This window comes from Selenomonas timonae (assembly GCF_014250475.1).
Lineage (GTDB): Bacteria > Bacillota > Negativicutes > Selenomonadales > Selenomonadaceae > Centipeda > Centipeda timonae.
Genome location: NZ_CP060204.1, coordinates 2,013,200 through 2,025,573 on the forward strand (window position 1 = coordinate 2,013,200; position 12,374 = coordinate 2,025,573).

The window sequence follows — 12,374 nt, forward strand, 5'->3', positions numbered from 1 at the left end:
GTCCTCAAAAATATTATCATATCTATCATGCTGATCAGAGTCCCAAATCCCCCATCTTGATCTCCTCGACGCGACCATGTGCGATCTCAAAGGCAAATCCGATGGTCGGATCCTCCTCGGAGAAGTAGATATAATCCTCTCCGTAGATCATGCTCGGCTCGCCATACACGCGGCGCAGTTCCTCCACGGGCGTCCCGATGCGGACGCCCTTCCCTGATGTGAGGGAACTGCGCTCCGATATTTTGACGAGGCGGACGAGACCGTCCACGAAATCGAGCGACAGGCTATCCGCATACTCGTATTCGACGACCTGTTTGCCGGCGTAGCGCATGGAGCGCTCCGACTCCGTCTCATAGGGCGCGCCATAGCGCGCGCGCACGTCTGCCTCCGTTGCACCGTAGGCAATGTCGCCGAGCACGAGCGCTTCGCGGACAATGCGCGCCGCCGAATTCTGCTCTTCCGCGCGGTGCTGACGCAAAGCCTCCGCCTCGCGCTTGACCGCATCATCCGCCGAGAGCGTCTGCTCGACGGCATCCCGTGCAATCGTGACGCGCTTTCCCCCATCCACGCCGGGCGGCACTGTCACCGCAGAGCGGTACGCATCCACCGCAAGGCTTGCCGCCACCCCTGCAAGGACTGCAATCCCAACAAAGGCTGCACACATCCGTATATTCAATGATTCTCTCCCCCAAAATCATTCCCTCTGATGACGGCTCAGATCGTGAACCTGCGCCTCAAATGCCCCAAAAATTAACGGATGACTCCCATATCGATCTCATCGACGCGGCCATTCTCAATCTCGAAGCTAAATCCGATTGATGCATCCCCATCCGCATAGTAGATGTACTTATCGCCGCGGATGGCATCCGGCTGACCATATGCGGCAACGAGCGCATTCACATCGGAACCAACGGCGATACCATCCTTCGTCTGAATACCGTTGCGCGCACCAATCTCTACGCGGCGCACCATATCATTGACAAAGACGATATCGAAGTCGCTGCCATATTCCCACTCGACGCCCTGACCACCTGCATAAATCGAGTCAAACTTCGTCTCGACCTCGCGCGGCGCACCGTAGACGCTGCGGACATAGGACTCCGACGCACCGTATTCGATACCGCCGACAACGAGCGCATCCTGCGGCACAGCAGCCTCCGCCGCCGCAGAGCCGAGAAGGCTGACACCAAGCGCAATACCTGCAATCTGTTTTCCATAGCTGAACATCATCCACAGCTCCTTTGTCAAAAAACATTCCTTATGACTTTCGATTCTATGATGCATTATAGGTGGAAACGCTGAAAAGCCTCTGAACGAAATTATTCAGAGGCTTTTCAGCTATACTATATCATGCTGCTCAGGCAGTCGGAGCAAGTTCCTCATCGTCTGCAAGCGTATCCGCCAGCTCGTGATTCGTGATCGCGCACACAGCCGAATCCGACCAGACATTCTCCGCCGTCTCGATCATGTCGATGACGGAGTAGATCGGCAGGATGATGCCCATGAGTCCGACGGGCGCACCAATCGACGCCATGAGCGAGAGTGTCAGGAAGTAGCAGCCCATCGGTACGCCCGCATTGCCTACAGCGGCCAGTACAGCAATGAAGAGCCAGCTGACCATCGTGCCGAGCGTCAGCTCCATCCCCGCGTTCTGCATGACATAGAGCGATGTCACGAGGATGAATGCGGCGCAGCCGTTCATATTGATCGTCGTGCAGATAGGCAGGACGAAGCGCGCAACGGACGGATGCGCACCAAGGCGCTGCTCCGCCGAGGCGAGCGTTACGGGCAGTGTGCCTGCCGAACTCTTTGTAAAGAGCGCAACTGCGACAGCGGGAGCCATCTGACGGAAAACGCGTACGGGATTCAAGCCACGCACGGCGAGGAAGAATGGAATCACAACAAAGAACTGAATCAGATTTCCTCCAATGACAACAGCGGTGTAGACACCCAGAGATCCGACGATAACGCCCGCCTCAATCTGCGCCGCAAGCTGTGCGGCAAAGGCGAGAATCCCAATAGGCAGCACCGTCAGCAGCCCGCGAATCAGGGTAAAGAGCAGTTCCTGCAAGCCGTGAATCCCTTTCAGGAGCATCTCGCGATTCTCCGTTTTGGGTGCAAAGGCGAGTCCAAGCCCCACCGCCGCCGCAACAAGCATAACGGAGAGCACATTGCCCGAGACAAATGGCGCAAGCACATTGTTCGGTACAATGGAAAGGAAGTGATCGTAGTAGGACAGCCCTTCAAGTTTCCCAGGTACATCCGACGCGCCTGCGCCGACAACCTCGGTCGGCAGATTCGCAGGTGCGAGCCAAAGGAAGAGTGCAAGCCCCACCGCCGCTGCACACACAGTTGTAAGCAGCGTATAGGTAACAGCATGTGCAAAGATTCGTCCTGTATCCCGCTTCGTTCCAAGTGCCGCAAGCGTCGTGATAACAGCGAGTGCAATGGTCGGCACGGCAACGAACTGGAACAGACGCGTGAATACTGTCGCAATAAAGTTAAACAGCTCATTCAGTACGGGTACATTCACCCAACCTAGTATGCCGCCAACGATGAGCGCACCAATCCAAAGCACAACCTGTCTCTTCTGATTGTTCAATTTCGCCGCAGAAAGCGCCGCCTGCGCTTTCTGCTCCACCTCATCACGCACAGGCGCAGCATTTTTTTGCTCTGCCATATATAACTCCTCCCAAATTCAAATCCCATATAAAACATTGTTTGCATATTATATTGCTATGTTAATAAAATGTCAAGAAAAAACTGCCGTGAAAATCTTCACGGCAGCCCAGACATCAGGGAAGCTTACGCCTTTCCTGCAAGTTTCTTATAGTTGTTGTAACGTACCTCAGCATCCTTCTGCGTCTTCTCGAAGAGTGCTTCCGCCGCCTCGGGGAAGTTGCTCTTCAGGCTGATGTAGCGGTTCTCGCCGAGCAGGAATTCCTGGAACTTCGAGAAATCCGGCTCCTTGGAGTCAAGCGTGAACGGATTCTTGCCCGCCTCGATGAGCTGCGGGTTGTAGCGATAGTTCGCCCAATAGCCGCACTCGACGGCAAGTTTGCCCTCGAGCTGTGCACAGCCCATGCCCTTGCGAATGCCATGATTGATACACGGCGAGTAGGCAATGATGAGGGACGGTCCCGGATATGCCTCCGCCTCGCTGATCGCTTTGAGTACCTGATTCTGATCGGAGCCCATGTCAATCTGCGCCACATAGATGTAGCCGTAGGATATCGCCATCATGCCGAGATCCTTCTTCTTCGTCTTCTTGCCCGTTGCTGCGAACTCTGCAATCGCCGCCGCTGGGGTCGACTTCGATGCCTGTCCACCCGTGTTCGAGTAGACCTCGGTATCAAAGACCATGACGTTGACATCCTCGCCCGACGCAAGCACGTGATCCACGCCGCCGAAGCCGATGTCGTATGCCCAGCCGTCGCCGCCGAAGACCCACTGAGAACGCTTGACGAAGTAGTCGTTGTCCTTGTAGATGCGGCAGAGAAGTTCGTCCGTACCCTTCTCCTTTTCGAGAAGCTCACGCAGGAGGTCGGCACGGTCACGCGTACCCTCACCGCTGTCCCGCTTTTCGAGCCAGAGCTGCATTGCTGCCTGAAGTTCGGCAGAGCCCTTCTTCTCCTCAAGTGCCTGTTTTACTGCAGCCGCGATGGATTCGCGCACTGCCTTCGTGCCGAGCAGCATTCCAAGACCATACTCTGCATTGTCCTCGAACAGCGAGTTTGCCCATGCAGGGCCGTACCCCTTCGGGTTCTTCGTATACGGGATTGCAGGTGCGCTTGCGCCCCAAATGGAGGAGCAGCCCGTTGCATTGGCGATCATCATGCGGTCGCCGAAAAGCTGCGTGACGAGCTTTGCGTACGGTGTTTCGCCGCAGCCTGCGCACGCACCCGAGAACTCGAAGAGCGGCTGCTCGAACTGCGAGCCGATGACCGTCGTCTTCTTCATCGGGACGTTCTTGACCGAGACCTTCTCCGTGTCCACGCCATAGTCAAAGTACTTCTGCGCATCGCGGAGGTTGTCGTCGAGCAGCGTCATATCGAGCGCCTTGCCCGGGCAGACCTGTGCACAGTTGCCGCAGCCGAGGCAATCGAGCGTCGAGACGGCAATCGTGAGGTTCAACCCCTTCGCCGGACGCGACTTCACGGACTGCATCCCCTCGGGTGCTGCTGCAAGCTCCTCATCCGTCGTCAGCACAGGACGAATCGTTGCGTGCGGGCAGACGAATGCGCACTGGTTGCACTGGATGCACTTCTCCGGACGCCATACGGGGACAGAGATCGCCGTGCCGCGCTTCTCAAATGCCGTACCGCCGACGGGGAACGTGCCGTCCTCCATGCTGAGCAGCTCGGAGATCTTGAGCTTGTCGCCCTCCTGCCGGTTCATGACGTTCTGAACCTTCGTGATGAATTCCGGCGTCTTTGTATTGACCGGAACCTCTTCATCGACCGCATCCTTCCACTCGGCAGGAATATTCACACGGTGGAGCGACTCGATGCCGTGATCGATCGCACCGTTGTTCATGTTGACGACCTTTTCGCCCTTGCTGCCATAGGATGTGACAACTGCATCCTTGAGATACTTGACCGCGTCGTCGATGGGAATGATGTTCGCAAGCTTGAAGAACGCCGACTGCATGACCATGTTGAAGCGACCGCCGAGACCGAGTTCGCGGGCGATGTGAACCGCATCCACCGTGTAGAACTGAATGTCGTTGGAGGCGATGTAGCGGCGCATCGATGCGGGTAGGTGCGTGTTCAGCTCCTCATCCGACCAGAACGTATTGAGGAGGAACGTGCCACCCTTCTTGAGACCTGCGAGGAGGTCGTACTGGCGGACATAGGACTGCTGCGAGCAGGAGATGAAGTCTGCCTTGTTGATGAGGTACGGGCTGATGATGGGCGATTTGCCGAAGCGCAGATGGCTCATCGTGATGCCGCCTGACTTCTTCGAGTCGTATGCAAAGTATGCCTGCGCATACATATCCGTCTTATCACCGATGATCTTGATCGCGCTCTTGTTCGCGCCGACCGTGCCGTCCGAACCGAGACCCCAGAACTTGCACGCCGTCGTCCCCTCTTTCGTGAGGTTGACATCGCCGTGGATCGGTGTGAGACTGCGGTGCGTGACATCGTCAACGATGCCGAGCGTAAAGCCGTGCATCGGCTCGTCCTTTTTCAGCTCCTCGTAGACCGCAAAGACCTGATCCGGTGTCGTATCCTTGCCGCCGAGACCATAGCGTCCACCGACAATGACGGGATTCATCCCCGAGCTGTAGTACGCCGCCTTGACATCGAGGTAAAGCGGCTCGCCGAGCGATCCCGGCTCCTTCGTACGGTCGAGAACAGCGACCTTCTGCACCGTCTTCGGGAGATACTTGAAGAAATGCTCAACCGAGAACGGACGATAGAGGTGAACGGAGAGCAGACCAACCTTTTCCCCTTGTGCATTGAGGTATTCGGCAACCTCCTCCGCCGTCTGGCAGACCGAGCCCATTGCGATGATGACGCGATCTGCATCGGGTGCGCCGTAGTAGTCGAAGAGATGGTGCTCACGCCCCGTGATCTTCGTCATCTCGGCCATCGCCTCTTCGACGAGCGCGGGGATCGCATCGTAGTAGCGGTTGACCGCCTCGCGCCCCTGGAAGTAAATGTCAGGGTTCTGTGCTGTACCGCGTACCACCGGATGATCCGGGTTGAGCGCACGGCGGCGGAACTCATTGACCGCATCCCAGTCGAGAATCTTCGCAAGATCAGCATAGTCCACGACCTCGATCTTCTGAATCTCATGCGAGGTACGGAAGCCGTCAAAGAAGTTAATGAACGGAACGCGCCCCTTGATCGCAACGAGATGCGCAACAGCCGCGAGATCCATGACCTCCTGCACACTCGACTCTGCGAGCATGGCAACGCCCGTCTGGCGTGCTGCCATGACATCCTGATGGTCGCCGAAAATGTTCAGCGAGGACGCCGCAATGGCGCGTGCACTGACATGGAACACGCCAGGCAGGAGTTCGCCCGCGATCTTATACATATTCGGAATCATGAGCAGGAGTCCCTGCGACGCCGTATAGGTCGTTGTGAGTGCCCCGGCCTGGAGTGAGCCGTGCACTGCACCCGCAGCACCCGCCTCCGACTGCATTTCGATGAGACGTACCTTCTGTCCGAAGATATTCTTCATTCCCTTTGCAGCAAGACTGTCAACGTGCTCTGCCATCGGCGATGACGGCGTGATCGGATAGATTGCCGCCACATCCGTAAAGGCATAGGAGATGTAGCCGGCAGCTGTGTTGCCGTCCATCGTCTTCATTTTCTTGGCCATGTTACTGCTCCCCTCTCAATGGAAATGCACGTGCATTCCAAAAAATATTAAAATATAACCACATGAGCAAAGAATTTGTCCCCTCTCATTCATTTTGATAAAAAGAATCAAAAAGAATATCTATGGAGGAACACTGATTCAATACTTTCTATTTATTATACAACGGAAAAACAGGCTTGTAAACAAGATACACTTTCTCAAGAGTTGAAATCACGGATTTTTCTCATCGTTTTTTATTATGAAAATATCTAATAGCTCTATCAAAAAACGAGCTGCCCTCAGCAGCTCGTTCGTCCGAGAAGTGGATGTGTCGTAGGTCTGAGATCGCGCACGCGTATGAGATGAAGCGCCTCAGCGAGGTCGATGTCGCGGCGCTTCATCCCCTCCTCATACACATAGACGGGATGTTCGACTCCGATCTCACTCGCCGGCATGTATACATATTCATCGGTATTCCGATCACCGAAGATAATCCCGCGCAAGAGCTGCGCCTCGCGTATCAAAACATATCCCTCCGCCAAAGCATATAGACGACGGCAGACGAGACGCAGACCGCGATGATGACCACGCGGACAAAGCCGAGCGGATCACCCTCATACGGCACCGGCACGTTCATGCCGAAGAAACTCGAAATCACCGTCGGAATCGCAAGAATGATCGTGATCGCCGTCAGGAATTTCATCACGAGGTTCAGATTGTTTGAGACAATCGATGAGAACGTATCCGCGAGACGGGCAAGGATCTTGCTATACATCTCCACCATCTCGCGCGCCTGTTTGTTCTCGATGATGACATCCTCGAGGAGATCCTCGTCCTCCTCGTACATCTTGAAGATGTGATGCACCGATGTGTTGGTGCGCAGACGCATGAGGCGGTCGAGAACCGCGCCGTTTGAGCGCAGTGCCGCATTGAAGTATGTGAGACCCTTTTGCAGCTGCAGAAGGCGCAGGATCTCGCTGTTCTTCATATCGTGGCGCAGACGATCCTCAATCTCCTCGGAGAGCTTGCTGATCTGGCGCAGATAGCGCAGATAGAACACATCGGATTTGTATAGGATCTGAAAGAGGAATCGCGTCCTCTTATAGGTGCGGAAGAGCTTCGCCGTGCGCTCGTTGAACTCCGCCATCACGGGCGTTTCCTCGAGGCAGACGGTGATAATGTGCTCGTCCGTGAGGATAATCGCGAGTGGCAGCGTATCGTAGCTGTCCTCGCCGCGATAGACGGGCACATTCGTCAGGATCATGACCGAGTCGTCCTCGACATCTGTATGTGACCGCTCCTCATCGTCGAGTGCCGAGCGCAGGAAGTCGGGATCGACCTCCGTCAGCGTACTCACGACCTTTAGCTCGTACGGCGTCGGGTTGACAATGTTGATCCATGCCCCCTTTGTGAGCGTCTTGAGTGATAGCTCCTGAAGGGGGCCGGATTCCATGGATTTATAGATTTGCAGCAAGGGTTGGCGCTCCTTTCCGACCGCCCTCCCACGTCAGTGCAAAGCACAGAGGCGAAGAGAGGACGGATTGCATAAGTATGGGTCTGGCTGCAAAGGTGTATCGTCCATCTCTTCACTTCCTTTCATAACATCCTCATAAAATGACCGAATGAATTTTAACGCAAAATGCTGCGCTTGTCTATAGTGACAGGGAAAAATCAGACATTAAACCTAAAGTTTACAACATCTCCATCGCGCATGACGTACTCCTTGCCCTCAAGGCGTACAAGCCCCTTATCGCGTGCTGCCGCCACGCTGCCGAGCGTGACGAGATCGTCATAGTTCACAATCTCGGCGCGGATGAAGCCGCGCTCAAAGTCCGTATGAATCTTGCCCGCCGCCTTCGGCGCTGTCGTCCCGCATGTAATCGTCCACGCGCGGCACTCATCCTCCCCCGCAGTGAGGAAGGTCTGGAGACCGAGCAGGGAGAAGGCACCGTGAATGAGACGGTCAAGCCCGCTCTCAGAGAGTCCCAGATCCTCGAGGAAGACCGCGGCCTCCTCGGCATCCAGCTCTGCAATCTCCTCTTCGAGGCGTGCCGAGACCGTCACGACCTCCGCGCCCGTACGCGCGGCATAGCCCTTAACCGTCTGCACATGCGGGTTCTCCGCATCCGCCGTCGCCGCCTCATCCTCACCGACATTTGCAATGTAGAGGATCGGCTTGCGTGTGAGGAGGTTCAGATCGCGCAGTATCGTCTGCTCCTCGTCCGAGAGCTCCACCTCGCGCGCAGGCTTCCCCTCATCGAGCGCCGTTTTCAGACGCTCAAGCGCGGCGTGCTCTGCCTTTGCCTCCTTGCTGCCGGATTTCAGCAGCTTCGTCACCTTCGCCATGCGCTTCTCCACGGCTTCGAGATCGGCAAGGCAGAGCTCCGTCTCGATGATGTCGATGTCGCGCAGCGGATCGACCGCCCCCTCAACGTGCGTGATGTCCGAGCTCTCGAAGCAGCGGACAACATGCGCCACGGCATCCACCTGGCGGATGTGCTCGAGGAACTTGTTGCCGAGCCCCTCGCCCTTTGACGCGCCCTTCACGAGTCCCGCAATATCGAGGAAACGAACGCTCGCAGGTGTCGTCTTTTTCGAATGATAGAGATCGGTCAGCACCTTCAGTCGTGCATCCGGCACCGCCACCACGCCGACATTCGGCTCAATCGTGCAAAACGGATAGTTTGCCGCCTCCGCTCCCGCCTTCGTAATCGCATTGAAAAGCGTGCTCTTGCCCACATTCGGCAGTCCGACGATTCCAACCTCAAGATTGCTCACAGCTATTCCCTCTTTCACTGACCGAAGTCATGTTGTTTACGCTAATACACTTGTTAAGGTAGCACTGATACATTCAGCACCGCCATCTTAGCGCATCTTTTTTGCCCGCTTTTTGTCGGCAAATCCTCCACATAGCTTTTGCTATGCGTCCGGTTTGCCTCCTCAATCGGACGAAAAAATCTACGCCAATCTGAGGGTCTATTTTATCAGCGATTCCTTAAGTTATAACAGAAAAATAGAGCAAGGTCAATCAGTGCACGTATTCCACGCTCCACAGAAACATTTTCTCTTATGAACATACCTGCAAATGTTGCAAATGATACTTCCCTTTTTGAAATCTTGTGTTATAATTTAGCCAATCGGGGGATTCCCCTTTACAGTCAATTTCCTTTTACGATATAGGAGGTCTATCATGGCGATTACAAAGGATATGAGCATCATCGAGATCGTGCAGACGTATCCCGACACCGTTGAGATTCTGATGAATGCGGGCATGGGCTGCCTCGGCTGCGCGGCGGCGCACTTCGAGAACATCGAGCAGGGTGCAATGGCACACGGCATCGACATCGACGCCCTCATCGATGAGCTGAACGCCTCGATCGGCGAGACGGCTGCGGCACAGTAAAAACATACAGCACACGCGTCAAATACAAGCGCCCCCTTACAGGCTAGTAGTCTGCAAGGGGGCGTTTTCTGTCAGAAGACATAGGACTACGAAACAATATCTCTCCGATCCCACCAGATGACAGCAGATCGCGTTGCGACCGTACACAGACCATCCCGCGCCTCGGCGAGAACCTCCCTGCGGAGCTTTTCCTGTGCAGCCGGAGTAAGGTCACCCGCATATTGCTCGTATGCGAGCTTTCGATATTGCAGCTCGTCCTCCACGGAGCGCTCGCAGCGATAGTCCACCACACTGACGTTGGCAAAACGTCCCTGCGAAATCAGCATATTGTAGAGAATCTGGAACTCCTCGACATCGCAGCAGCTCGCCGACCTTGGATTTTTATGATCCGGAATCTCCGCAATGATCGCGCAGTATTTGCTCGAATAGGCCTCCATCTGCGAAATCAGCGGCCAAACATCCTCATACATCCAAAAGACGAGCGACACCGTCACAAGATCAAATGCAGCGTCAAGTTCGCCGCCGATTGGAAGATCCTGCATGATTTCTTCGATGAGTGCATAGTTGTCGATGCCCGCCTCTGCGGCATTCCCCCGCAGGAGATTCGCCATCTCATGCGACGGCTCGACCGCCGTGACGAATTTGATATGCTCCGCAAACGGGATGACAAAAGAGCCGGGGCCTGCGCCAATATCCAGCATCGAGGCCTCCGCATCCAAGACAGAGCGCAGCGCTCCATAGACCTTCCTGCCGTAATCGTACCCATTGCTCTTGCGCATCGCAGAGAAGTCCCGTGCACGCTTGTCCCAATAGTCCACCTGCGGATTTGCACGGATATGCCGCACGCGTTCGCAAAACTTCTCCTGCCACTGCGCATTCCAAAAGGAAAACGACGGATTCTCTCCCATAAATATAATACTCCTTTTCCCTATCGATGCCGAACAACCGTAAAGCGCGCGAGCGCAACCTCCTCCTTCGGATGAATACGCGCCTTCTCACGTGCAACGGCGAGCTGCTCCTCTACCGTATCAATGCCCGCGAGATCGGGCAGCAGAAGCCCGCGCCGATTGTCCGCAATGCTCTTGACGATGACGCCATAACGCTTCGGATCAAGCTCTGCTGCTGAGGAGATCGGCTCTGGTGCACTCAGGACATCGACAGAGTAAACGAGGCGATTCAACTCGTCCTCCTCAATCGGCTCGAAACGCCCGTCATGCATCGCCGCCGAGACGGCATTGTAGAGGATCTCCTCGGCAAGAGTCTGCTGTGCGGGCACAAACGTCCCAATACAGCCGCGCAGCTTGCCATATTTCTTGATGGAGACAAATGCCCCCGCGCGCTGCTCCAGAAGCTCTGACGGCAGTCCCTCAGGCAGCGGCACATACCTATGCTCCCGTACATAGTGCTCGATGCTCGTCCGTGCGAGCCGCACATATGCGTCCTCGCGTGCGCGCAGCTCTGCAATCGCCGCATCCTCTGTCTGCACGAGCTGATCTGCATAGTCTCGGCGCTCATCCCGCCCCGTCACCGTGAACGAGGCGACGGCATAACCCACGCCGAACGGCCCTTCATAGCTGTGCAGTCTGCTCGTAAGCACCGCGCGGTCAAGTGCGCCCGCGAGTACCCACAGCCCGTTCAGCCCACAGTGTCCCGCCGTCTCGGCAAAGCTTCCGGGAATCTGCAAGAGTGAGAGGAAGTCCCCCGCCTTCATAAACGCCGTGCAGAGTGCATCAAACTCTGCGCCCTCGGGCGCAATGCCGTACGACCCGTCCTCCTTGAGGCGGTGCGAGAGATCACCGCTCGCAATGCAGATCGTCCGCCGCCCGAGCTGCTCCGCCGCCGCAGCAATCGCCTGTCCGAGCATGGCGTGCGTGTGGGCGGGCAGCCCCGACACGCCGATGCGGACGAATTTGGTTGGTGCATCGCCAAGGTACTCGCTCAGTAAGAAGAGCGGGATCATCGTCCCGTGATCGAGCGCCGGATTCTTTTCTCCAAGCGTACCCGCAGGAACATCACGCTCCCCCGCCGCCTGAGAGAGCGCATGTACAAAGTCTGTATCGTATTCGATGCCGACCGTGATCTCTGGATGTCCAAACGCGGCAAAATCCCCTTCTGCCGCCTCGCCCGGCGAGATGTGGAAGAAATCATCGTATGCCGTCGCATGCGGGCTGGTGATGACGACGGTATCGGGGCGCAGCTCCGCAGCCGTACGCATCGCCTGATGATATGCGCGGACAGTCGCAGCGATCTCCTGCTCGCGTCCCGCACCGATGGCGGGAATGATGAGCGGCGGGTGCGGCACGGCATAGGCGGCAAGAATCGACATGATCTTCACGCTCCTCTGTAGAAAAACTGCTCTTGGAGGGCCCCTATCGGCTCGCTTTGCTCGCCACTTCCCCCGTAGTGACGGGGGAAACTAATAGCTGCAACACAAAGCCTCCTCCGTGCGACACGGGGGAGGGGGACCGCGTGAGCGGTGGAAGGGGCATAAGAACAGGGCTGCTATACAAAGCTAAAAACTTCGTATAACAGCCCCTTTATATACTAAGATGGTGCGGATGAAGGGGGTCGAACCCATACGCCTTGCGGCACTGGATCCTAAGTCCAGCGCGTCTGCCAGTTCCGCCACATCCGCCTGTGAGAAAACTCAGCTAACGTA

The 12,374-nt window shown here is 56.1% G+C and carries 11 protein-coding genes and 1 tRNA gene; 1 reads left to right on the forward strand and 11 read right to left on the reverse strand.

Annotation, left to right across the window (positions count from 1 at the left end):
• Positions 1-34 precede the first annotated feature (34 nt).
• The 8 genes from H1B31_RS09680 to H1B31_RS11495 form a co-directional block, all read right to left on the reverse strand.
• The gene (locus tag H1B31_RS09680; RefSeq protein WP_185981281.1) at positions 35-664 is read right to left on the reverse strand and encodes a hypothetical protein; all 630 of its coding nucleotides are present in this window, start codon (positions 662-664) and stop codon (positions 35-37) included.
• A gap of 86 nt (positions 665-750) precedes the next feature.
• Complete coding sequence (locus tag H1B31_RS09685; protein ID WP_185981282.1) at positions 751-1,227, reverse strand: hypothetical protein; 477 nt, start codon at positions 1,225-1,227, stop codon at positions 751-753.
• A gap of 130 nt (positions 1,228-1,357) precedes the next feature.
• Entirely contained in the window at positions 1,358-2,680 is a 1,323-nt protein-coding gene (locus tag H1B31_RS09690; protein ID WP_009440047.1) for a dicarboxylate/amino acid:cation symporter, read from the reverse strand.
• Between the two features lie 125 nt (positions 2,681-2,805).
• The gene (nifJ, locus tag H1B31_RS09695) at positions 2,806-6,333 is read right to left on the reverse strand and encodes a pyruvate:ferredoxin (flavodoxin) oxidoreductase (RefSeq protein WP_185980170.1); all 3,528 of its coding nucleotides are present in this window, start codon (positions 6,331-6,333) and stop codon (positions 2,806-2,808) included.
• Positions 6,334-6,611: 278 nt separating this feature from the next.
• A complete protein-coding gene (locus H1B31_RS09700; RefSeq protein ID WP_009440044.1) occupies positions 6,612-6,836 on the reverse strand; it encodes a hypothetical protein in 225 nt (74 codons plus the stop codon).
• Positions 6,833-7,786 carry a magnesium transporter CorA family protein gene (locus H1B31_RS09705; protein ID WP_037345732.1) on the reverse strand — a complete coding sequence of 318 codons (954 nt, stop codon included), beginning with the start codon at positions 7,784-7,786 and terminating at the stop codon, positions 6,833-6,835. The genes H1B31_RS09700 and H1B31_RS09705 overlap by 4 nt, the downstream gene beginning before the upstream one ends.
• Before the next feature lie 197 nt (positions 7,787-7,983).
• The gene (gene ychF / locus H1B31_RS09710; RefSeq protein WP_185980171.1) at positions 7,984-9,090 is read right to left on the reverse strand and encodes a redox-regulated ATPase YchF; all 1,107 of its coding nucleotides are present in this window, start codon (positions 9,088-9,090) and stop codon (positions 7,984-7,986) included.
• Between the two features lie 53 nt (positions 9,091-9,143).
• The gene (locus tag H1B31_RS11495) at positions 9,144-9,257 is read right to left on the reverse strand and encodes a secretion protein HlyD (protein WP_226372166.1); all 114 of its coding nucleotides are present in this window, start codon (positions 9,255-9,257) and stop codon (positions 9,144-9,146) included.
• A 245-nt stretch (positions 9,258-9,502) separates the two neighbouring features.
• Here H1B31_RS11495 and H1B31_RS09715 point away from each other — a divergent pair, with 245 nt between their 5' ends.
• Positions 9,503-9,715, forward strand: coding sequence for a DUF1858 domain-containing protein (locus H1B31_RS09715; RefSeq protein ID WP_006307127.1), 213 nt, complete (start codon positions 9,503-9,505; stop codon positions 9,713-9,715).
• Between the two features lie 86 nt (positions 9,716-9,801).
• Here the strand turns inward: H1B31_RS09715 and H1B31_RS09720 are convergent, their stop codons facing one another.
• The 3 genes from H1B31_RS09720 to H1B31_RS09730 all read right to left on the reverse strand — a co-directional run bounded on the left by H1B31_RS09720 (position 9,802) and on the right by H1B31_RS09730 (position 12,350).
• Positions 9,802-10,623, reverse strand: coding sequence for a class I SAM-dependent methyltransferase (locus tag H1B31_RS09720; protein WP_185980172.1), 822 nt, complete (start codon positions 10,621-10,623; stop codon positions 9,802-9,804).
• Between the two features lie 20 nt (positions 10,624-10,643).
• Positions 10,644-12,041: an AmmeMemoRadiSam system protein A gene (gene amrA / locus H1B31_RS09725; RefSeq protein ID WP_185981283.1), complete on the reverse strand. Its 1,398-nt coding sequence runs from the start codon at positions 12,039-12,041 to the stop codon at positions 10,644-10,646.
• Between the two features lie 224 nt (positions 12,042-12,265).
• Positions 12,266-12,350, reverse strand: a tRNA-Leu gene (locus H1B31_RS09730).
• Positions 12,351-12,374 lie beyond the last annotated feature (24 nt).

Coding starts and splice junctions, on each gene's coding strand:
- H1B31_RS09720 (WP_185980172.1), bottom strand. CDS start 10,623: ATGGGAGAGAATCCGTCGTTTTCCTTTTGGAATGCGCAGTGGCAGGAG.
- amrA (WP_185981283.1), bottom strand. CDS start 12,041: ATGTCGATTCTTGCCGCCTATGCCGTGCCGCACCCGCCGCTCATCATT.
- H1B31_RS09680 (WP_185981281.1), bottom strand. CDS start 664: ATGTGTGCAGCCTTTGTTGGGATTGCAGTCCTTGCAGGGGTGGCGGCA.
- H1B31_RS09715 (WP_006307127.1), top strand. CDS start 9,503: ATGGCGATTACAAAGGATATGAGCATCATCGAGATCGTGCAGACGTAT.
- nifJ (WP_185980170.1), bottom strand. CDS start 6,333: ATGGCCAAGAAAATGAAGACGATGGACGGCAACACAGCTGCCGGCTAC.
- H1B31_RS09685 (WP_185981282.1), bottom strand. CDS start 1,227: ATGTTCAGCTATGGAAAACAGATTGCAGGTATTGCGCTTGGTGTCAGC.
- H1B31_RS09690 (WP_009440047.1), bottom strand. CDS start 2,680: ATGGCAGAGCAAAAAAATGCTGCGCCTGTGCGTGATGAGGTGGAGCAG.